16 protein-coding genes are annotated in these 20,465 nt (G+C 73.4%); 4 read left to right on the forward strand and 12 right to left on the reverse strand.

The genetic code is table 11. The features are described 5' to 3' along the window. Positions 1 to 31 precede the first annotated feature (31 nt). On the forward strand, positions 32 to 1,285 hold the full coding sequence (locus AC1WTP_RS14050) for an MFS transporter (protein WP_481649683.1): 1,254 nt from the start codon (positions 32 to 34) through the stop codon (positions 1,283 to 1,285). Here the strand turns inward: AC1WTP_RS14050 and AC1WTP_RS14055 are convergent. From AC1WTP_RS14055 to AC1WTP_RS14085, 7 genes are all read right to left on the reverse strand, one after another. Then, positions 1,274 to 2,719, reverse strand: coding sequence for a hypothetical protein (locus AC1WTP_RS14055; protein ID WP_481649684.1), 1,446 nt, complete (start codon positions 2,717 to 2,719; stop codon positions 1,274 to 1,276). The two genes, AC1WTP_RS14050 and AC1WTP_RS14055, sit on opposite strands and share 12 nt — an antisense overlap. 338 nt (positions 2,720 to 3,057) lie before the next feature. Further along, positions 3,058 to 5,412 carry a WD40/YVTN/BNR-like repeat-containing protein gene (locus AC1WTP_RS14060; protein ID WP_481649685.1) on the reverse strand — a complete coding sequence of 785 codons (2,355 nt, stop codon included), beginning with the start codon at positions 5,410 to 5,412 and terminating at the stop codon, positions 3,058 to 3,060. Positions 5,413 to 5,581: 169 nt separating this feature from the next. Continuing rightward, positions 5,582 to 6,052, reverse strand: a complete 471-nt coding sequence (locus tag AC1WTP_RS14065; RefSeq protein WP_481649686.1) for a hypothetical protein — start codon at positions 6,050 to 6,052, stop codon at positions 5,582 to 5,584. Between the two features lie 18 nt (positions 6,053 to 6,070). Next, positions 6,071 to 6,952: a carbohydrate ABC transporter permease gene (locus tag AC1WTP_RS14070; protein WP_481649687.1), complete on the reverse strand. Its 882-nt coding sequence runs from the start codon at positions 6,950 to 6,952 to the stop codon at positions 6,071 to 6,073. Next, positions 6,949 to 7,959, reverse strand: coding sequence for an ABC transporter ATP-binding protein (locus tag AC1WTP_RS14075; protein WP_481649688.1), 1,011 nt, complete (start codon positions 7,957 to 7,959; stop codon positions 6,949 to 6,951). The genes AC1WTP_RS14070 and AC1WTP_RS14075 overlap by 4 nt, the downstream gene beginning before the upstream one ends. Further along, the gene (locus AC1WTP_RS14080; RefSeq protein ID WP_481649689.1) at positions 7,959 to 9,260 is read right to left on the reverse strand and encodes an ABC transporter substrate-binding protein; all 1,302 of its coding nucleotides are present in this window, start codon (positions 9,258 to 9,260) and stop codon (positions 7,959 to 7,961) included. The genes AC1WTP_RS14075 and AC1WTP_RS14080 overlap by 1 nt, the downstream gene beginning before the upstream one ends. Then, complete coding sequence (locus AC1WTP_RS14085) at positions 9,257 to 10,111, reverse strand: carbohydrate ABC transporter permease (protein WP_481649690.1); 855 nt, start codon at positions 10,109 to 10,111, stop codon at positions 9,257 to 9,259. Before AC1WTP_RS14085 ends, AC1WTP_RS14080 begins: the two co-directional genes overlap by 4 nt. 316 nt (positions 10,112 to 10,427) lie before the next feature. Here AC1WTP_RS14085 and AC1WTP_RS14090 point away from each other — a divergent pair, with 316 nt between their 5' ends. Beyond that, positions 10,428 to 12,341, forward strand: a complete 1,914-nt coding sequence (locus tag AC1WTP_RS14090; RefSeq protein WP_481649691.1) for a Xaa-Pro dipeptidyl-peptidase — start codon at positions 10,428 to 10,430, stop codon at positions 12,339 to 12,341. A 150-nt stretch (positions 12,342 to 12,491) separates the two neighbouring features. Here the strand turns inward: AC1WTP_RS14090 and AC1WTP_RS14095 are convergent, their stop codons facing one another. Further along, a complete protein-coding gene (locus AC1WTP_RS14095) occupies positions 12,492 to 13,718 on the reverse strand; it encodes a PucR family transcriptional regulator (protein WP_481649692.1) in 1,227 nt (408 codons plus the stop codon). Between the two features lie 353 nt (positions 13,719 to 14,071). Further along, a complete protein-coding gene (locus tag AC1WTP_RS14100) occupies positions 14,072 to 14,728 on the reverse strand; it encodes a class I SAM-dependent methyltransferase (RefSeq protein WP_481649693.1) in 657 nt (218 codons plus the stop codon). Between the two features lie 123 nt (positions 14,729 to 14,851). Between AC1WTP_RS14100 and AC1WTP_RS14105 the strand changes: the two genes are divergently transcribed. Together AC1WTP_RS14105 and AC1WTP_RS14110 are read left to right on the forward strand one after the other, a co-directional pair. Then, the gene (locus AC1WTP_RS14105) at positions 14,852 to 15,445 is read left to right on the forward strand and encodes a helix-turn-helix domain-containing protein (RefSeq protein WP_481649694.1); all 594 of its coding nucleotides are present in this window, start codon (positions 14,852 to 14,854) and stop codon (positions 15,443 to 15,445) included. A gap of 124 nt (positions 15,446 to 15,569) precedes the next feature. Then, positions 15,570 to 15,992: an MmcQ/YjbR family DNA-binding protein gene (locus tag AC1WTP_RS14110; protein ID WP_481649695.1), complete on the forward strand. Its 423-nt coding sequence runs from the start codon at positions 15,570 to 15,572 to the stop codon at positions 15,990 to 15,992. Between the two features lie 78 nt (positions 15,993 to 16,070). Here the strand turns inward: AC1WTP_RS14110 and AC1WTP_RS14115 are convergent, their stop codons facing one another. The 3 genes from AC1WTP_RS14115 to AC1WTP_RS14125 all read right to left on the reverse strand — a co-directional run bounded on the left by AC1WTP_RS14115 (position 16,071) and on the right by AC1WTP_RS14125 (position 20,432). Next, positions 16,071 to 19,307 carry a hypothetical protein gene (locus AC1WTP_RS14115; RefSeq protein ID WP_481649696.1) on the reverse strand — a complete coding sequence of 1,079 codons (3,237 nt, stop codon included), beginning with the start codon at positions 19,305 to 19,307 and terminating at the stop codon, positions 16,071 to 16,073. A gap of 133 nt (positions 19,308 to 19,440) precedes the next feature. Further along, entirely contained in the window at positions 19,441 to 20,304 is an 864-nt protein-coding gene (locus tag AC1WTP_RS14120; RefSeq protein WP_481649697.1) for a peptidoglycan-binding domain-containing protein, read from the reverse strand. A gap of 2 nt (positions 20,305 to 20,306) precedes the next feature. Beyond that, positions 20,307 to 20,432: a hypothetical protein gene (locus AC1WTP_RS14125; protein ID WP_447137144.1), complete on the reverse strand. Its 126-nt coding sequence runs from the start codon at positions 20,430 to 20,432 to the stop codon at positions 20,307 to 20,309. Positions 20,433 to 20,465: the final 33 nt, after the last annotated feature.

The following is a 20,465-nucleotide window of genomic DNA, read 5'->3' on the forward strand; positions in this document are numbered from 1 at the left end:
GCGGCGGTGGCCAGGCCGGAGACTGACGGTCATGGCACCAGATCCGGGACGGTCCGCCGGCGGTGGCTCCGGGCGGATGTCGGCGTGGCGGTTCGTGGTGTGGTTCGGCGTCGTGGCGATGCTGGCCGACGTCGTCTACGAGGGCGCCCGGTCCATCACCGGGCCATTCCTCGCCCACCTGGGCGCGAGCGCGCTGGTGGTGGGAGTGGTCACCGGTGCGGGTGAGGCGGCCGCGCTGGTGCTCCGGCTGGTGTCCGGGCCGCTGGCCGACCGGACCGGTCGGTTCTGGGCGTGGGCCATCGCCGGCTACGGGCTCACCGTGCTCAGCGTCCCGCTGCTCGGGTTGACCTCGGTGCTCTGGGTGGCCTGCGGCCTGATCATCGCGGAACGGGTCGGCAAGGCGGTCCGGCAACCGGCGAAGGACACCCTCCTGTCGCACGCCGCGGCGGAGACGGGTCGCGGCCGCGGGTTCGCGGTGCACGAGGCGCTGGACCAGGCCGGCGCGCTGGTGGGGCCGCTCGCGGTGGCCGGCGTGCTGGCGGCCACCGGCGACGACTACGGCCCCGCGCTGCTCACGCTCGCGGTGCCCGGGGCGCTCGCCCTGGCCCTGGTGGTGTGGTTGCGGGTCCAGGTCCCCCGCCCGGCCGGCTACGAGCGGGTCGCGGAGCCGGCGGCGGCGGCGAAGAGCGCCCGCCGCGCGCCGGGCGCCAGGGAGGCCGTCCGGCTGCCGGGCAGGTTCTGGGCGTTCGCCGGGTTCGCGGGGCTCACCATGACCGGGTTCGCCACGTTCGGCGTGCTCTCGTTCCACCTGGTGTCCGCGGGCCTGCTGCCCGCCTCGGCGGTGCCTGTGCTGTACGCCGCGGCGATGGTCGTCGACGCGCTGGCCGCGGTGGCCACCGGCTGGGCGTACGACCGGTACGGGCCGTTCGTCCTCGTGGTCCTGCCGGTCGCGGCCGCCCTCGTCCCCGCGCTGGCCTTCTCGGCGACGGTCGGGGTCGCGGTGGCCGGCGTGGTGGTGTGGGGCGCGGTGCTGGGCGTGCAGGAGTCGACGCTGAAGGCGACCGTGGCGGACCTGGTGGGGCCGGGCCGGCGGGCCACGGCCTACGGGGTGTTCGGTGCCGTGGTCGGGGTCGCGGCCGCCGCCGGCGGCGCGTTGGCCGGCGGGCTGTACGAGACGTCGGTGCCGCTGCTGGTGGCCGTGACGGCCGCCCTCCAGGTGGTGGCGCTCGGCGTGCTGGTCGCCATCGTGCGCTGGCAGCGGCTGGTTCGCCGGTCAGTTGGGTGATCCCGGCGGCCGCTGCGGCAGGTGCAGCATCCACTCCGAGGTGCGCGGACCCGGCACCGCAACCCGTTGCCAGTCCTCGGCCCAGTCGGGCGGGGCGGTGCCCTTGGTCAGCAGGGCGAAGGGCCCGGCCGCAGCGACTTCCCGCAGCTCCGCGGTGCTCGCGTTGCGGTTGTACCCCTGGTCCTCCAGCGCCCGACACCCCGCGTAGTAGGCGACGGGAATCGCCTCGTGGCCGGAGATCACGCACGGCGGACGCACGCCGTGCGACCGCAGCGTCTGCGCGATGCGGGTCCAGTCCCCACGACCCCTGATCTGCTCCGACACGACATGACGGAGGATGCCGGCCTGGATGACGAGATGGCCGGCGAAACCCACCGCGACCAGGGCGGCCAGCCCTCGCCGCCAGTTTCCGGAGGCCGCGGCGACCAGGGCGGCGAGCCCGGAGGCGGCGGGAAGGAGTGCCGCCGCGTACGTCGGGAGCAGGAAGCGGGGTGCCGAGTAACCGATCAGGAACAGGTAGGGAAGGGCCATCGAGACCGCGATCAGGACGGGCAGCCACGCCACTGGTGCCGCGCCCGCCCGGCGGGCGGCCCGGACGCCGATTGGCACCAGCATCAGCAGCGCCACCCACCACAGGGCGGCCGGCCACCGGAGCGGACTGTCGCATGGCCGGCAGAGGATCGGCCCGTCCAGGGTGCTGATCACATGCCAGAGGGAGAAGTGGAGGCCGGTTCCGCCCTGCACGTGGCCGGCCTGCCGGATGCGTTCCAGGATTCCGCCGTACCGCAACCCGGCTTCGACCGCCCACGGCGCGCCGCCCGCCGCGAGGCCCACGACCACCGCCGCGCCCAGCCGCCAACGCCGGAGCGCCGGCACGGCGAGGGTCGCGCCGAGCAGGGGGAGCCCGAGCCAGAAGGCGTCGGCCGGACGCATCAGGGCGGCGACCGCGACAGCCGCGACCAGCCCGAGGTACGCCCCGGATCGGCCCGGTTCGGCCGCGGCGAGCAGGAAACAGCCGACGGCCGCGACCGTCGCCATGGCTGTGTAGTGGTTGGGCATGGCGGCGTTCGCGTAGAACAGGGCGGTCCAGAGGCTCGCGTAGAGGCCGGCTGCCAGCGTGACGATGCCAGGCCGCCGGGTCACGCGGCACCAGACCGAGAACCCCAGCCCGAGCGACACCGCGGCGGTGGCGGTGAGGAACAGCCGGAGCGCGACCGTGGAATCGAGCCATGAGGCCACCGGCCACACGAGCACGGTCACGCCGCGGGCGCGGGGGGCGCTCATGAACGCCGCTGGTGCGTGGGTGCCGTGCTGGCTCACGTAGACGACCTCGTCCCAGCCGAGGTCGAGGGTCACCGGCACGGCCGTCACGGAGGCGGCGGCGAAGAGCACGCACACCGCCAGCAGAGGTCGTACGCCGGTCCGGGCAGCCACAGATGCGGGAAGCACCAACGCCTCGCTCGAGTTGCGCCAGGCGCGTCGCCTAACGAGGAAGTTGTGGACAGCGCATCGGGCACCTCGCCCGTGGCCGAGCGTGGTGAAGGGCCGGCGGGCGGTGGCGACGACGAGATCACGTTTTCACCGACCAGGCGCCCGAGTGACCTTCACATTAGTTTTCCGGCAGGGCCTGAGGGATCTTCTTCGCAAGATTGGCTGATTCATCCGGCCGGCAGCGCCGCGGCTCGGCGACGATCGCTGGTGCGGCGTGGGTGGGGAAAAGGGGAGCGGGGGTGTGGACCTCGTCGTCCACACCCCCGCCCCTGGCTACCGGGTTACCCGGCCCGGCAGGAGGCCAGCGCGCCGACGACGCCGACGCCCGGGTCGCGCAGCGGCAGCGTGGTCGACGCCGCCGGGCAGCGGGGCACGGTGAGGTCGTAGATGCCCCGGCCGAACGTCGCCGCGGTCAGCTGCCGGGTCGGCTCGTGGTACCGCAGGTACATCACGGCCGCCTCCGGCAGGTCCGCGCCGAGCGCGGCCCACCCGCCGCCGTTCCACGCCGAGACGAACACCCCGACGTCCGTGCCGACCAGCAGCAGCCCGTCGGAGGTCGGCACCACCGAGTTCACCGGCGCGTCGGGCAGCCCGCGGCCGATGTCGGTCCAGGTGCGGCCGCCGTCGCGGGTCACCATGACGTGCGGACGGTCGCTGCCGGAGCGGAACGCCGAGAACGTGGCGTACGCGATGTTCGCGTCCTTCGGGTGCACCGCCACCCGGGTCACCCAGGTGCCGGGCAGCTGGCCCGGGTCCACCTCGTTCCAGCTCTGCCCGAGGTTGTCGGTCCACCACAGCTTGCCGTCGTCGGTGCCGACGTACAGCTTGTCGCCGTCGGTCGGTGCCGCCGCGATCGTCGTGATCGTGCCCCACGGGTAGCCGTTCGGGTCGTTCGGGCCCCCGCCGGTGAGGTCGGGGCTGATCGCCGTCCAGGTGCGGCCGTTGTCGGTGGACCGGTTCACGATGTTCCCGGCGTAGTACATGACGTCCGGGTCGCTCGGGTCGAACTGCAGCGGCGTGAGCCAGTTGCGCCGGTCGGAGGTGGTCTGACCCGCGCCGATGGACTGGCGCGGGCTGCCGCCGGCGGTCTCCGAGCGGTAGCAGGAGCCGTACTGGCTGCAGCCGAAGACGATGTTCGGGTTCTCCGGGTGGATGATCACCTGGAGGCCGTCGCCGCAACCGATCGCGTCCCAGGGCCCGCCCGGGCCCTGGTAACCGCGGTTGCAGCCGTTGTCCTGGGCGCCGCCGACCTTGAGCGCCGGGTCGGTCTCCGCGACGTCCACGGTGTAGAACTGGGTGTACGGCTCGTAGGTCGACTTGACCCAGCCGCTGACCCCGTTGGCCTCCGAGCGGTAGAAGCCGCCGTCGTTGCCCAGGTAGGCCCGGCCCGGGACCTTCGGGTCCCAGCGCATCACGTGCTGGTCGGCGTGCACGCCGCCGACGTTGCCGAAGCTCTGCCCGCCGTCGGTGGAGCGCCGCAGGTTCACCCCGGCGAGGAAGACGTGATCGGCGTTGGCGGGGTCGACCCAGAGCTTGCCGAACCACCAGCTGAAGGTGGACTGGGACGCCTGGTTGGCGTTGACCGGGGTCTGGGTCCAGCTGTCACCGCCGTCGTCGGAGCGGTAGAAGGCGCGGAACGGGCCCAGGGCGGTGCCGACGTACGCGTACAGCCGGTCGGGGTTGTTGGGGGCGAGCACGAGCCCCCAGCGGCCCTGGTCGGCGTCGGTCGGCAGGCCGTTGGTCATCCGCTGCCAGGTCTGGCCGCCGTCGTCGGAGCGCCACAGGCTCGACCCGGGGCCGCCGTAGGTGCGCTGGTGCGGCTCGCGCAGGTGGTCCCACATCGCCGCGTACACCCGGGCCGGGTTCGCCGGGTCGATGACGACCTCGGTGGCGCCGGTGGTCGGGTTCGGCGGGGCGAGCACCTGCCGCCAGCTGTCGCCGCCGTTGTCGGAGAGGTAGACGCCGCGCTCGCCGCCGGGCACGAAGAGGTTGCCGGCGGCCGCGGCGAAGATCCGGTTCTGGTTGCTCGGGTCGATGGCGAACCGGGCGATGGCGTGGCTGTCCGCCAGGCCGACGTGCTGCCAGGTCCGGCCGCGGTCGCGGGAGCGGTAGATGCCGTCGCCGCCGAAGGTGATCGAGCCGCCGCCGGGCTGCGCCTCGCCGGTGCCGGCGAAGAGCACGCCGTCGCTGGTCATCGCGACCGCGCCCATGCTCTGCTGCCAGGTGTCCGGCCAGGCCGGCTCGAAGGTGGCGCCCGCGTCGCCGGAGCGCCAGATGCCGCCGGAGGCGGCGGCGATGAAGACCTGGTTCGCCACCTGCGGGTCGACGGCGATGTCCACCACCCGGCCACCGATGTCGCTCGGGCCGAAGAAGTTCCACTCCCGCTCGCCGAGGTGCCGGTAGACGGTGCGGGTGTGCGCGGCGAGCTGGTTGGCCTCGCCCCGTGCCCGGGCGTACTTGGCCGCCGACAGGTCGGTGCTGCCGTCACTGAGCCGCTGGGCGGTCATCCACTCGGCGGGCAGCTCCATCGGGCCGGTGGGGGTGCTGGTGGCCAGCGACTCCTCGCCGCTCGCCGCCGGTGTCGAGGCGGTCAACGCGGCCGCGGTCAGCAGTGCCAGGACCGCTGCCACCGGCATGACGCGTCTACCTCGGACGAGGCTGGGACTCATACGGCATCTCCCTGTCCACGTGCGGGTGCGACCGGAACTAGTCGTCTGTCGCACGCTAGACAGCTCGGTGATCCACGTCACCAGGCAACTGTTGGGATTCCGGCCGTCGGGTTAGGACAGCTGTAGAGCCGGCGGCTCACGACCCGCTCTGGAACTCCGGCAGGCCGGCGTCGTCCGAGTCCGGGCCGACCACCGCGGTCAGCATGGTGCCGTCGGCGCAGAGTGCGCCGGCCCGCAGGTACATCCGCCGCTGCTGGGCCCGGGTCAGCACCTCGGCCTCGAACACCTCGTCCTCGGCCCGCAGCAGCTCGATGTCGGCGCGGCTCTCGTAGTGGGCGCGGACGTCCAGCGGTGTCATCCGGACGGTGCCCTCGACCGTGGTCAGCGCGCCCTGCCGCACCACCGAGGTGACCCGCGCACCGTCGGGCAGCACCAGGCCGGTGACCTCCGCGTCGACCTCGGCGTCGGCGTCCAGCGGCACCCGGTCGCAGCTGGGCAGGTTGGCCAGCATGCCCCGACCGCGGTCGCCGGCCGCCGGCGCCTCCGACCCGCCGCAGCCGGCCAGCAGCGCGACGGCGATCACGGCGGCGGACACCCGGAGTCTCATCGCAGCAGGATGCCACGCTCAGCGCAGCACCCGCCAGCGTCGCACCATCAGCAGCAGGGCGGTGATGATGACGCCGGTGACCGCCATGAGCACCATCGAGATGAGCGCGCCGTAGGCGAAGCCGGAGAACTCGAACGCCTGGTCGAAGATGTACACGGGCAGGTAGAGCGTCGCGTTGGCCGGCCGGCCGTCGGTGAGCACGTACGCCGGGACGAAGTTCACCTGGAGGGTGAGGATCGTGTCCCGGACCGCCAGCAGCACCAGCACCGGGGCCAGCAGCGGCAGGGTGAGCCGGCGCAGCTGCCCGAAGGGTCCGCAGCCCTCCAGCGCGGCCGCCTCGTACAGCCGGCCGTCGAGCATCCGGCGGGCGGCCAGCACCACGATGAAGCCCTCACCGATCGGGAAGGCCAGCATCAGCACCACCGCCAGCCGGGCGGTGGTCGGGTCGGCGAGCCAGGTGAAGCCCGGATGGCCGAACAGGCCGAGGAACTGGTTCAGCGGGCCGTACATCGGGTTGAGCACCCAGAGGAACAGCACGGCCAGCGCCACGTCGGGGACCACGGTCGGCAGGTAGACCGCCACCCGGAACCACCGCCCGCCCGGGCGCGGCGCGGCGAGCAGCAGCCCCAGCCCCACCGCCGCGAGCAGCCGCACCGGCACCGCCAGCGCCACGTGCAGCAGGGACGCCCGCAGGCTGTCCAGCAGGAACCCGTCGTCGAGCAGGCGGCGGACGTTGGCCAGGCCCACGAACCGCGGGTCCCGGGTGAGCCCGGTGTGGTCGGTGAAGGCGTAGCCGACGTTGAGCAGGGCCGGCAGCGCGACCAGCAGCGCGACCGCCAGGGCGTACGGGGCGAGGAACGCCCAGCCGGTCAACGGCCGGCGGTTGGAGCCGCGGGTCATCGGCGCCGGCCGGTCTCGGCGTCGAAGCGGTGGATCCGGTCCGGGTCGGGGCGCAGCCGCACCGGGTCACCCGGGCGCACGCCGGGCCGCGGTCCGGTGCGGACGGTCAGCCGGGTGCCGTCGGGGCACCGGGTCAGCAGCACGGCCTCGCTGCCGAGCGCCTCCACCGCGTCGACGGTGGCCTCCACCGGCCCCTCCGGGTCGAGCGTCAGGTCCTCCGGGCGTACGCCCAGGGTCAGCCCGGCCGGGCCGCCGAGCACCCCGCCGCCGGGCACCAGGTTCATCGGCGGGCTGCCCAGGAAGCCGGCCACGAAGGTGTCGGCGGGTTCGTCGTAGACCTGCTGCGGCGGCCCGATCTGGCGGACCCGGCCGCGGTCCAGCACGGCCACCCGGTCGCCGAGGGTCATCGCCTCGGCCTGGTCGTGGGTGACGTGGACGGTGGTGGTGCCCAGGTCACGGTGCAGGCCCAGCAGGTCGGCCCGGGTGGCGAAGCGCAGCGGCGCGTCCAGGCTGGCCAGCGGCTCGTCGAGCAGGTAGACGCTGGGCTCGCGGAGCAGGGCGCGGGCCAGGGCGACCCGCTGCCGCTGCCCGCCGGACATCTGGTCGGGGTGGCGGTCGAGCAGGTCGGCGATGCCGAGCCGGTCGGCCGCCGCGCGGGCCCGCCGGTCTGCCTCGGCGCGGGGGACCCGGCGCACCCGCAGCCCGAAGGTCAGGTTGCCGAGCACGGTCAGGTGCGGATAGAGCGCGTAGTCCTGGAAGACCATCGCCACGGCCCGCCGGTGCGGCGGCACCGAGGCGACGTCCTGGCCGTCGACGACGACCCGGCCGCGGTCCGGCCGGTCCAGGCCGGCGATCAGCCGGAGCACCGTCGACTTTCCCGAGCCGGACGGCCCGACCAGGGTGAGCAGCTCACCGGCCCGCACGTCCAGGTCGACCCCGTCGAGGGCGGTGCTCCGCCCGTACGACTTGGTCAGCTCCTCCAGCCGGATCGCGCCGCGCCCGCTCATCAACCCCCTCCGACCGGCAGGGCGAACAGCTGCCGGCTCTGCTCCTCCAGCCGGCGCAGCCCCTCCTCGCGGTCGATCCGGCCGTAGAAGAGCTCCTCGAGCAGGGTGTCCGTCTCGCGTTCCACCCGCGACCAGGTGGCGGTGCGCGGGGTGGCCCGCAGGTGCGGCTCGGCGTCCAGGTAGACCTGCGACGACTTCGGCGGGGCGGCCGGGTCCAGGAAGACGGGGGAGTTGGCGACGTCGAGCCGGGACGGGACGGTGCGGCCGGACTCGGCGAGGATCCGCTGCCCGTCCGGGCCCATCGCGAACTCGATGAACCGCCAGGCGTCGCCGTGCTCGGGCAGCCCGGCACTCATGCAGTACGCGTCGCTGTGCAGGATCGACGCGGGCACCCCGCCCGGCGCGACCGGCAGCGGCGCCACGTCCCAGGTGAACCCCTCGATGGTGCGCAACGTCGGCACGGCCACCCGGCTGTTCAGGTACATGCCCAGCGTGCCGCGCAGGAACCGGGCCTCACTCGACTCGCTCTGTTCCTCCGCGTCCGGCGGCACGACGTGGTGCTTGAGCTGGAGGTCGAGGAACCAGTCGACGGCCGTCCGGGTGGCCGCGTCCCGGGTGAGGCTCAGCGTGGTGGGCCGGTTCGGGTCGTCGACGAGCTCGCCCCGGTTGGACCAGACGAACGGCGCGAGCCGGGGCACGGACGGCTCCACGCCCAGCCCGTAGCGGCCGTCCCGGGTCAGCGCGCGGGCGGCGGCGAGGAAGTCGTCCCAGGTCCAGCCGGCCTTGGGCAGCGGCACGCCGGCGGCGGCGAACAGCTCGGCGTTGTAGTAGACGACCAGCGAGGACAGGTTCTGCGGCAGGCAGGTCAGCGCCGTGCCGTCGAACCGGAAGGCGTCCAGCGCCCGCGGGCTGAAGTCGCTCTCCTTGAGCACCGTGCTGCGGTCCAGGTAGGACTGCACCGGCTCGATCGCCCGCTGGGCGGCGAACTGGCCGTAGCGGCGGTAGTTGAGCAGGAACACGTCCGGCGGCTTGCCGCCGGCGAACGAGGTGGTCAGCCGGGCCATCAGCTCGTCCTGGCTGGCCACCGGCGAGAGGTTGACGTCGACGTCGCGGTTGGCCTGCTCGAAGGCGGTGACCATGGTGCGGTAGCCGGCCACCTCCTCGGCGTCGCCGAACAGCACGACCGTGATGCCCGCCGCGTCGTCGGCCCGGTCACCGTCGCCGCCGCAGCCGGCGGCCCAGCCGACCAGCAGCACGGCCATGACCAGGCCCACCCACCGTCGTGCCCGGGTGTTCGTCACCTGCGTCCTCCAGATCTCAGTGCGGCCAGTGGATCGTCGTTCAACAGCACCCGCTGCGCCAGGAGGAACACCAGCACGCACGGCACGGTCGCGACGACGCACCCGGCCATCAGCAGCGGCCAGTCGGTGGGGTTCAGCAGGCGCAGGAACTGCAGGCCGAGCGGGTAGGTGTACCGGTCGCCGCGGTGCAGGTACAGCAGCGGGTCGATGAAGTTGGCCCAGTGGAAGGTGAAGGCGAGCACCGCCACCGCGAGGGTCGCCGGGCGGACCTGGGGCAGCGCCACCCGGCGCCAGACGGTCAGCCACCCCGCGCCCTCCAGCCGGGCCGCCCAGAGCTGGCTGTCGGGCACGCCGCCGAAGCTCCAGGCGTACAGCAGCACCAGGAACGGGCTGCCGGCGAGCGCCGCCGGGGCCAGCAGCGGGACGTACGTGTCGACCACGCCGGCCAGCCGGAACAGCTCGAAGCGGGTGGCCCACACCGCGGTGACCGGCACCAGCAGCACCGCCAGCAGGCCGAGCACCACCCGCCGGCGGGCGGCCGGGGTGAGCAGCCGCAGCCCGAAGCCGGTCAGCGAGGCGACCGCGACGGTCAGCGGCACGGCCAGCGCCACCACCAGCGCCGAGTTCGCCAGGTAGCGGAAGAGCGGGATCAGCTCCGGCAGCCGGGTGTAGGCGGCCAGTGTCGGCTCGGGCGGAAAAAGTTCCAGCGTCCGCGGCGGGGGCAGGCCGGCCGGTCGCAGCGAACCGACCACCATGAACCAGAGCGGGGCGGCGAACACCGCCGCGAACAGGGCCGGCACCACGAAACGCCCGATGATCCGCGGGACCGTGGCGCGACCCGTCAACCGCACGACGCCGAACCTATGGGCCGCCCGGCCGTCGAAACATCGGGCACCTGTTGGAATCGCGTGCCGCCGCCTCCTACGCCTGTCGTACCCGGCGGAGCCGCGCGGACGCCGCCGGCGCGGGGTGGGACGGGGGCCGGGCCGGACGCCGCGGCGGCGTCCCCTGCGACAGACGTAGGAGGCATCGCCGAGCACCTCCCACACGTGTCCGATGACCGGTCGCGGGCCCATTCGTAGGGTTCGATCACAGCGCCGTGCTCACGGTGAGCGCGTCCGGACCGGGCGTGGCGGCCACGGCCGGTGCCGGAGAGGGAGGAGCACGATGCGAAGCACGAGAAACTGGTGGCGGGCGGCGGTGGTGGTCGTGGCGGCCACGGCCGTCGCCCTGCCGGCGGCCACCGCGACCGCGCAGCCCGTGGCCGAGCGCCTCGGGCCGGTCATCGAGGGCGGGGTGACCCAGCCGGTGTTCGGGTACGACGACGCGATCCGCGAGCGGGTCTTCGTCACCTCCGATGTCGACACCGACGCCGACGGGGCGGCCGACGTGGTGGCGATGGACATCATCCGGCCCCGGGCCAGCGACGACGGCCTGCGCGTACCGGTGGTGATGGACGCCAGCCCGTACTACTCCACGGTCTGCCGGGGCAACGAGGGGGAGTGCAAGGCCGACCTCGACGGTGACGGCCTGAACGACCAGTGGCCGCTGTTCTACGACAACTACTTCGTGCCGCGCGGCTACGCGGTGGTCCTGCTGGACATGATCGGCACCAACAACTCGACCGGCTGCCCGGTCACCGGCGGGCGGGCCGACAACGTCAGCGCGCCGACCGCGATCGACTGGCTCAACGGCCGCCGGCCGGGGCGGGACGCGGCGGGTCGCGAGGTCGTCGCCGACTGGCACAACGGCCGGACCGGCATGATCGGCAAGTCGTACGACGGCACGCTGGCGAACGCGGCCGCTGCCAGCGGGGTGGACGGGCTCGCCACCATCGTGCCGATCTCGGCCATCTCCAGCTGGTACGACTACTCGCGCAGCGGCGGCCTGGTCACCCGGGCCAACAACTACTCCGGCAGCCTGGCCAACACGGTCACCAACCCGGCCCGGCGGGCGTACTGCGCGCCGGTGCGCGAGCGGCTGGGCCAACAGGTCGACGACGTCACCGGCGACTACAACGACTTCTGGGCGGAGCGGGACTACGTCCCCCTCGCCGGCCAGGTGCGCGCCAGCGTCTTCGTCGTGCACGGCATCAACGACAACAACGTCCGGCCGGACCACTTCAGCACCTGGTGGAACGCGCTGGCCGAGCGGAACGTCCCGCGCAAGCTCTGGCTGACCGGCACCGGGCACGTCGACCCGTTCGACTTCCGCCGGGGCGAGTGGGTCGACACCCTGCACCGGTGGTTCGACTTCTGGCTGCACGGCATCTCCAACGGCATCATGGCCGAGCCGATGGTCGACATCGAGCGCGCGCCGGACGTCTGGGAGACCCATTCCGGCTGGCCGCTGCCCGAGGCCCAGTCGACCCAGGTGTTCCTCCAGCCCGGCGCCGAGGGGGCGGCCGGCGGGCTGTCCGTGCGTCCGCACCCCGGCAACGCGCGGGTGAGCTTCCGGGACACCCCGTCGATGAGCCAGACCAACGCCATCCGGCACCCCTCGGACCCACAGGCGAACACCGAGAACCGGTTGGTCTTCCTGTCCCGGCCGCTGCAGGCGCCGCTGCACATCTCCGGCTCGCCGATCGTCAAGATCAACGCCTCGGTCGACGACGTGGACACCAGCTTCGCCGGGCTGCTCGTCGACTACGGCACCCGGCCGCGGTTCAGCACCTCCGGTGACGGCATCCGGACCCTGACCGGCGAGGACTGCTGGGGCTCGGCGGCCACCTGGGGCGGGCACGCCGAGGAGGCCTGCTACCGGCAGACCGAGAAGACGGTGGCCAGCAACCCCCAGGAGCTCGTCACCAAGGGCATCCTCGACGGCCTGAACCTCGGCTCGCTGACCGCGTCGACGCCGCTGGTGCCCGGAGGGAAGAACGCCGTCGACGTGCGGCTGCTCCCCGAGGACTACGTCTTCGAGGCCGGCCACCAGATCGGTGTGGTGCTGCTCGGCTCGTACTCCGGGTACACCAGCCGGGCCAAGCAGAACCAGGCCGAGATCACCGTGCACTTCGACCGCAGCCGGATCGAACTGCCGGTGGTCGGCGGCCGGGCCGCCGCGGTCGCCGCCGGCCTGTAGCAACGCCCGGGCGGGGCGCCGGTGGCCGGCGCCCCGCCCGAGGCACCCGCCGGTCGGCTGGTCGGCGACGGCGTGACGACGGACGAGGTACGGCAGTCGCAGCCGGTTGGGCGCCCCGGCATCGCCGGCGGACCGTCCAGCCGGCGAGGGTCAGCCGTCCGGCCGGTAGCGGCCGGTGAGCCGACCGAGCTTCAGCGCCAGGTGCAGGCAGAGCCGCTCGTTGCCGTCCTTGAGGTCGGTCTCGGCGAGCTCCTCGATCCGCTGCAGCCGGTAGTAGAGGGTGGTGCGGTGCAGCCGCAGCTGCTCGGCGGTGGCGTGGGCGTTGCCCGCCAGGTCCAGGTAGCGTTCCAGCGTCTCCAGCAGCACCGGGTTCGACTGCTCGCGCAGCAGCCGCTCCAGCCCGGGGTGCACGTCGGAGATGTCGAGCTGCTCGCTGTCCAGTCGGGACAGCACCCGGTAGATGCCCAGCCCCGACCAGGAGACCACCCGGCCGAGGGCGGGCAGCCGTACGCCCACCCGGGCGGAGCGCAGCGCCTCCCCGTACGACCCGACGGCGTCGACCAGCCCGGCGCGGGCCTGGCCGATCCCCACGACCGTGCGCTCGACGGCGGCCAGCCCGCGGGTGGCCTGGCGCAGGTTGTCGTCGAGGAGCTTGGCGGCGGCGTCGGGGGAGGGCCGCCCGGCGACCCGACCGCCGCAGAGCAGCAGCACCCCGTGGTCGTCGCGGACCACGTGCAACGCCTCCCGCGTCCCGATCCAGCGGCGGGTGGTCACCAGCGCCTGCTCCAACGCCAGCCGGGCGACCTCGTCGGGCGGCTGGCCGGCCGTCACCAGCTGCGCGACGAGCGCGGTGGCCGGCCCTTCACCGGCGATCAGGCCGGCCTCCCGAAGCGCCCGCACCGACCGGTCCCGGGTCGCCTCGCTCTCGGCGAGCAGGGTGCGCGCCGCCTCGGTCTCGCGCTGTGAGGCCAGCTCGCCGAGCAGGTTCTCCCGGTACAGCGCCAGGGACAGCTCGCTCACCAGGCCGGTGGCCTCGAGGTCGGCGTCGGCCATGGTGCCGTCGGGATCGATGAACCAGACGAAGCCGAGCAGCAGGTCCTGGTGCCGGATCGGCACGCAGACCCGGGGCATCAGGTCGAGCTCCTCCGACGCCGGCGTGCGTACCGGCTCCCGCGCCTCCATGATGCCGACGCCACGGAACCAGGCCATCACCTCGGGCGTGGTCTGCCGGCGCAGGATCGACGCCTTGCGCACGTCGTCCATGACGCCGGTGTGCTCGCTGTAGACCACGACCCGCTGCCGCCGGTCCTCGATCAACGCCGGGCGTCCGGCGTGGGCGGCGAGTGCGTCGACGATGCGTTGCAGCTCACCCTGCATGTGATCCTCCGGTCGCCCGGCCCGCGCCGCCGGTGTCCCGGACGGGCGTGCGGCCCGCTGGTGCGTCCTGCGTGCTGTCTCGGATTGTTCCTCCCCGATCGGGCGGTGATCAAAAGCTGATCATGCCGTCATTCGGAGAGCGTGCGCGGCGGCCGTTCGCGTTACGCCTGTCCAACCCACGGGACAAGGCGGGGAAGAGGGGCGGCGTGGACATCCCATGACGAGGTGGCGCGGCCGGCGTTGACGTCGTGGGTGGACGAACTGATCTGCCTGGACGACTCCCCGGTCGCGAGGGCTGTGGCTCGTCGGGCCCGGCTCCGGGCGTCTGGCTGGAGTGCCTGAGCGGCCGCCTCTCACATCGGCTTGCGGTGGGCTCTGACGACCAGGTCGTGCATGCTCATCCGGGTCGAGCCATGCCCGGTGTGGCGGATTCGGGACTCCGCCACCTCGACATCCCACAGCTCCCCGCGCAGGGAAGCGGTGACGCCGTCGACACCGATCGAGGCCTGGTCGGGGGCGTGGGCCGCCGAGTGCTCATCGGCGTGATCGTGGCCGACGATGAGGAGCGTTCCATCGGGCGCGACGGCCTCGGCCAGGCGGGCCACGAACTGGTTGAACGGCATGGTGGGGTGGACGTACTGGCTCACCACCAGGTCGTACCGCTTCGGCGGTTGCCAGGTTGTCAGGTCGGCCACGACCCAGGAGATGCGTGCTGCGACGTCGGGTTCGTGGAGCGCGGCGAGGTCCCTGGCGTCGCTGACCGCCGTCGGTGAGACGTCGACCGCTGTCACCTGCCAACCCTGCCGGGCCAGCCAGAGCGCGTCGGTTCCACGTCCGCAGCCCGCGTCGAGCGCCGACCCGGCGGGAAGGGCGGTCACCTCGGCCACCAGCTGAGGGCTCGGCGAGTCGTGTTTCGCCGGGTGCTCCTGGTAGTGGTGCTCCCACCATTGCGGGCCGAACGCGGGGTGGTCCGCGTGCGGCGATCCGTGCTGGCCGTGGGGCTTACTCATTGCTCGGCTCCTGGCGAGGTTGTGCGGGAGGGAACGGCGACGGCCGCTGCTTCAACGGTACGGGCTGCTGCAATCGCGGCAAGGTCTCTTGCAGTTTCCGCAAGGAGTCGTAGCATGGCAGCTGTGCCAGAAGTCGATCTGTCAGAGGTGGTGCGCCAACGCATCCGCGGACTGCGGCAGGCCCGCGGATGGAGCCTCGACTCGCTCGCCGCTCGGTGCCACATCAGTCCGTCGACGTTGAGCCGGATAGAGACGGGCAACCGCCGTATCGACCTCGACCAGCTCGTCGCGCTCGCCCGGGCGCTGGGCACCACCATCGATCATCTCGTGGAGCCCGTCGACGACGCCGACGTCATCATCCGGCCGGTTCAGCACCAGGAGCCCGGTTTGACCACGTGGGTGCTGTCGCGGGACGCGGCGCAGCACGGTGGCCGCCTGGTGGCCAAGATGCGGATCACTCCCGAACGGCGCACCGGCCCGGGTCACCTGGCCGTTCATCCCGGGCGGGAATGGTTCACGGTGCTCAGCGGCACGGTGCTGCTGCACCTCGGCGAGCGGCAGATCGCGGTCGGTGCGGGCGAGGCGGCGGAGTTCTCCACCATGATTCCGCATTCCATCGGCGCGCTGGGCGGGCCGGTCGAGATCCTCACCATGTTCGACCAGGACGGAGAGCGGGCACACGCCGAATCGTCCGGCGAGGCGACCAGCGGCCCGTGACGAGCACGTGGAGCCCGCCTCTTGCAGGTTCAGCACGACGGCATGATCGCCATGGGGCCCGGCATGGGCCTGACGATGACTCCCTCCACCGGAAATGTCAGGGGGGCGGGTTAGCGTGCCTCGCGTGAGTGCTCCCGCCGACGTTCCACCCGAGTTCCTCGACCGGCTCCGGCCGATCTGTCGCGAGCTGCCGGAAACCTACGAGGAGCCGGCGTGGGTGGGCGTCCGGTGGCGGGTCCGCAAGCGCACCTTCGCCCACGTGCTCACCGTCGACCCCGACCACCAGATGGCGTACGCGCGGGCCGCCGCCACCGACGAGCCGACCTGCGTGCTGACCTTCCGGGCGCCCGCCGACGAGGTGCACGCGCTGGTCGCCGGCGGCCACCCGTTCTTCAAGCCCGACTGGGGTGCCGACGTGCTGGGCATGGTCCTCGACAACGGCGTCGACTGGGACGAGGTCGTTGAGCTGCTCACCGAGAGCTACTGCCGGCTCGCCCCGAAGAAGCTGGCCGCGCGGGTGGCTCGTCCCACCGGGGCGCAGCGGTGACGCGGCGCTGACCGGGCGGCTCGCCACCGCGGCGCCGCCGGGAGGGGGCCGGCGCGACGCCGGCGAGGCGCCCGGTGCTCACCGTTGCGGCACCGCGACCGGCGGCTGCGGCCCGAAGTGCACCCCGGTGATCTTCCCGCCGCTCGGCAGGAGGATGGACAGCATCCGCTGTCGTCCCTCCGCCCCCGGGTCCCGCACGAACCACAGGTGGTAGTGCGAGTTCGGCGGGATGTTCTCGAAGTCGCCGAGCGCGTGCTGCAGGTACAACCGGGCGGTGGCCTGCTGCTCCGTGGCGGTCTGCAGGTGGATGTCGTCGGACTTCAGCTCCAGGAACCCCCGGACGTCGCCGGTCGTCCAGTGGCCGTCGAGGTTGGACCGCCCGGTCAGCCAGGTGGTGGTCCGCGCGCCGAGGTACCACATGGTCTGCTGCTGGATGGGCAGCGGCCCGAGGAAGACGTGCTCGGCGAGGCGGCCGCGCATCCCGTTCGCCACGGCGGTCAGTGCCGGGACGCGGATCTGCCCGTCGACCATCCGGCGCTCGAACGCGTCGATGATGCCGAGCCGGGTCGACGGCACGTACCGGTCGAATGCGCCGGACTCGGCGACCTCGATGACCTGCCGGCAGTCGGTCATCGTGGCGCGCTGCCCAGGCGTCAGGTCGGGGTGGTGGCGGGCGACCTCGGCGGCGAGGGCGTGCCAGCTCGGGTGGCTGCGGTCGATGCCCAGGTTGTCCGGGGTGATGGTGCGGCGGGGCCGGCGCAGCGGCGGAATCAGCTCCAGCTCCCGGCGCAGTTTGTCGCCGGTCCGTCTCATCAGCCGGTCGATCAGTGCCGGCCGGTCCGCCTCCGGGGTCTGCTCCAGCAACGCCTCGGCCCGCAGCAGTACGTCGTCGATACCGACGCTGCCCAGGCCGCGTAGCCGCAGCACGAGCAACGGGCCCCACCGCCGGCCGAACGCGATCGATTCCGGATGCGACGCCAGGCCGTACAGGGACGTCGTCCGGGCCTGGATCTTTCCGACGCTGGCCAGGTCCGGGTGCGCGAGCAGGCTCAGGAACGCCTCCCGCCCCCTGGCCGCCTGGGCGAGTATGGCCGCCGCGTTCTCCGCGTTGTAGGCGGCCTGCAGCAGCGCCAACCCCACCGTGGCCGCGCCGGGCAGCACCACCGGCTCGGGCGGGGTTCCGGGTCGCCGGCCCACCTCGGGGACGTGGGCCAGCCGCTCCGGCGGCGCCGGTCGCGCCGGCAGGTCGCCCTCGGGCAGCAGGAGCAGTCGCCGGCCGCCGGAGCCGTGGACGAGCACGGCGTCCGTGATGTCCGTGGGCTTCCGGCTGCCGGGCGGGTAGGTGGCGTCGAGCACCGGCCGGCCGTCCTCGCTGTAGGCCACCAGGCCGGGCAGCAGGCCCTCGAAGGTGGGTACGGCGCCCGGCCAGGTCAGCGTGGCGCTGATGCCCGCCTCGGCCAGCCGCAGCTCGATCTCGCCCTTGGCCGCGGCGAGCCGGAGTCGGGCGGCGTCGCGTTCCGCCCCCGGCGCCATCTCGTCGACGAGCTTGACGAGCCCGTTCCAGGCGTCCGCGGCGCGGCCGGCCCAGGCCTGGAACTGCTCCGGGGTGGCCGTGCCGTCGCGGACGGCGGCGAAGTCCCGGGCGACCTGGGCGCGTTCGGCCTCCAACTCCTGTAGCCGCCGCTCCCCGTCGACGCCGAGCGCGCCCCGGGCGTCGCCGAGCCGGTCGACGAACCTCGTCGCCAGCAGGCCGCCGACCATGATCGTGCCGGTGGTGGCGGCCTGCGTCACCGCGGCCACCACACTGTCCCGCAGGCTGCGCAGCTCGCCCGTCCTGACCAGGTGCTGCACCTCGCCGAAGCCGAAGGTGGTGATCTGCTCGACGGCCAGCCGGGCAGCGTGCTCGGCCCGGTCGCCCGACCGGGCGATGGCCTTGAAGATGTCCCCGGAGCCGAAGAGCACGACCCGGACGACCGCCGTCTGCAGCGCCTGCCAGGCGAGGTCCTCCTGGAACGACGACCCGGTGATCGACTGCGGCCCGAGCAGCAGCTCCGATCCGCTGCGCGCGACGAGCGTCTCCCACATCAGGCGGGTGGTGACCACGCCCGCCGAGACGACGAGGGAACCGAACACCGTGGTGGTGTCGACGACGGCGGCCAGCGCCACGCCGGCCGCGGCGCCCACGGCGCCGGCCGTGATGGCGGTGGCGACGCCGATCGCCACGGCGGCGGCCACCGCCTTGGCCGTCCGGTGCAGCTCGACGGTGTCGGTGAGGTCCTTGACGTCCTCCCGGTACTGCGGTCGCCCGGTGACGGTGGCCAGCACGGCGCGGGCCAGCCGCTCCGCGTCCGCCGCCTCGACGTATCTGCCCTGCTTGTGCAGGAGGATGCTCTGCTCGACGTGGGTGAGGGCCACGGCGAGCTCGACGACGTAGCCGTCCGCCCGGTCGGCGGCGTCGCTGGGCAGCAGCGGCTGGTCGGCGAGCCAGGACAGCTGCTCGCGCACGAACAGGATCTGCACCGCCAGGCTGATCCCGCTCAGCCGCTGGCTGAACCGCAGGTACGGCTGCATGTAGTCGTGGAACGGGTAGTCGCGCACGCTCTGCAGGTCGGCCAGCAGCCGGCGCCGCAGGAACCACTCCTGGCCCGGGTCGGTCATGCCGACGCCGGTCTCGGCGTCCGCGGCGCGCTCGGGCAGGGCGTCGGATTCCCGTTCGGCCCGCAGCGCGACCAGCTCGGCGACCTGGTCGGCCAGCTCCCGGATGGTGCCGGCCAGGCCCTTGCTGTCGTGCAGGTAGAGCAACGGCATCCTGGTCGAGAACTCGTGCACGAGCCGGTCGCCCTCGTTCTGCAGGGCCTCGATCCGATGCGCCGGCGCGGCGTCGAGGGCCGCGGCGATCGCGGCGCAGTACGCCCGCCGGGCCTGGTTGAGCAGGTTGCACAGCTGCAGCTGGAAAGGGGGCAGGTAACGGCCGGGCCGGACGAGGTCGGCCAGCTGGCGCAGGGTCGGCCCGAGAGTCACCACCATCACCCAGGCCCGTTCGACGCCGCGTACCCGCCGGGCCAGGGTGGCCGCCGACGGTGCCGGCGCGTCGGCGGCCGGGTTCACCCAGGCGTACAGCCGCCGTCGCACCGGCCGCAGCTCCAGCGCGTACGGGACGAGCTCGTCCACGGCTTCGTACAGCCCGGTGAGGAGCAGGCGGTGCGGCACCCTGGTGGTCGAGCCCTGGCTGACCGCCACCGGCTCCGGCCGTCGCGTCCCCACGCTGTCGAGGACGGCTTCCCGCACGCCGGGTTCGCTCACGGTCTGGGTCATCAGCTCCCCGCCCCGCCCGTCGCGGCGACGCCGCGTCCGGACATGTCCGATCGTTCGGTGTGTGGCTGGCGGTCGTCGGTCGTTCCGGCGGCCGGGTTGGCGCGGGCGGGTGACCGTCACCCGCCCGCCTGGTTCAGTAGGTGACCCGGACGCCCATCTCGGCCCAGGTGAGCCGGCCGACGACGCCGTCGTCGGTCAGCCCCCGCATCCGCTGGTACCAGCGGACCCCCGATTCGGTCGTCGCGTCGAACCGGTCGCCGGGCGGGCCGCAGCGGCGGGTGCCGATGAACCGCTTGACGTACGCGACGTCCTCGCCGGTGCTGCCGGCGCGGACGGTGCGGGATCCGGGCGTCCGGCCGGGTCCCGGCCTGGGGGCCGGCGGTTTGGTGGCGGCGCGCAGCGCGGCGAGGGTCTTCGGCCCGACCAGCGCGTCGACGGCCAGTTTGCGGGACTTCTGGAAGGACCGGACCCAGGCGGTGGTCCGGGGACCGAACGCTCCGTCGACGGTGAGTCCGGCGCCCAGCCGGTTGGCCAGCGTCTGCAGCTCCCGCACGTCGCTGCCCTTGCAGCCGGTCTTCAGGACCCGGTCACCGAGCTTGGCGGCACGGGCGGTGGCCACGCCCCACGGCCGGAGGCTGTCCTCAAGGGCGCGGGAGTGGCTGACGCTGACGTGCAGGTGCTTGGTGTGCGGGTTCGACCCGGTGTAGCGGGCGGCCCGGAAGTCGCGGGTGCGGCTCCAGATCGTCCGGTTGAAGATGACGTACTGGGTTGACGGGTGTTCGATGCACTGCCGGACGACCAGCAGCGGGTCGATCCCGTCGATGTCGAAGTCGGCCGCGTTGACCGAGCGGTCGTCGCTGTCCGGGTTGTGGTCGGACCGGCGGGCCTGGTGGGCCGCGTCGCCGATCCACCCGTCGGAGCCCTTGTCGCGGTGCGGCCAGCGGGTGTTGATCTCCTCCCGCAGGACGCGGAGCGTCGGGGCCAGGTGGGTGCCCATCCTCACTCCTCCTCTTCCAGCGCGGCCAGGAGATCGACGTCGACGGCGTCGCCGATCAGGGCCTCCGGGTCGTCGTCCTCCTCGAACGTGGCCACCAGGTACTCGGTGTCGATGCTGGCGGTGTCCATCAGTGGTCCCCCTTCCGATCGTCGCCGGCCCGC

The sequence above is a fragment of the Micromonospora sp. R311 genome, from assembly GCF_056780015.1.

What these genes read in the sequence shown, in the direction of transcription:
- AC1WTP_RS14075 (WP_481649688.1), bottom strand. Translation starts at nt 7,959, where the DNA reads ATGAGCGGGCGCGGCGCGATCCGGCTGGAGGAGCTGACCAAGTCGTAC.
- AC1WTP_RS14115 (WP_481649696.1), bottom strand. Translation starts at nt 19,307, where the DNA reads ATGACCCAGACCGTGAGCGAACCCGGCGTGCGGGAAGCCGTCCTCGAC.
- AC1WTP_RS14050 (WP_481649683.1), top strand. Translation starts at nt 32, where the DNA reads ATGGCACCAGATCCGGGACGGTCCGCCGGCGGTGGCTCCGGGCGGATG.
- AC1WTP_RS14060 (WP_481649685.1), bottom strand. Translation starts at nt 5,412, where the DNA reads ATGCCGGTGGCAGCGGTCCTGGCACTGCTGACCGCGGCCGCGTTGACC.
- AC1WTP_RS14095 (WP_481649692.1), bottom strand. Translation starts at nt 13,718, where the DNA reads ATGCAGGGTGAGCTGCAACGCATCGTCGACGCACTCGCCGCCCACGCC.
- AC1WTP_RS14090 (WP_481649691.1), top strand. Translation starts at nt 10,428, where the DNA reads ATGCGAAGCACGAGAAACTGGTGGCGGGCGGCGGTGGTGGTCGTGGCG.
- AC1WTP_RS14065 (WP_481649686.1), bottom strand. Translation starts at nt 6,052, where the DNA reads ATGAGACTCCGGGTGTCCGCCGCCGTGATCGCCGTCGCGCTGCTGGCC.
- AC1WTP_RS14070 (WP_481649687.1), bottom strand. Translation starts at nt 6,952, where the DNA reads ATGACCCGCGGCTCCAACCGCCGGCCGTTGACCGGCTGGGCGTTCCTC.
- AC1WTP_RS14120 (WP_481649697.1), bottom strand. Translation starts at nt 20,304, where the DNA reads ATGGGCACCCACCTGGCCCCGACGCTCCGCGTCCTGCGGGAGGAGATC.
- AC1WTP_RS14125 (WP_447137144.1), bottom strand. Translation starts at nt 20,432, where the DNA reads ATGGACACCGCCAGCATCGACACCGAGTACCTGGTGGCCACGTTCGAG.
- AC1WTP_RS14100 (WP_481649693.1), bottom strand. Translation starts at nt 14,728, where the DNA reads ATGAGTAAGCCCCACGGCCAGCACGGATCGCCGCACGCGGACCACCCC.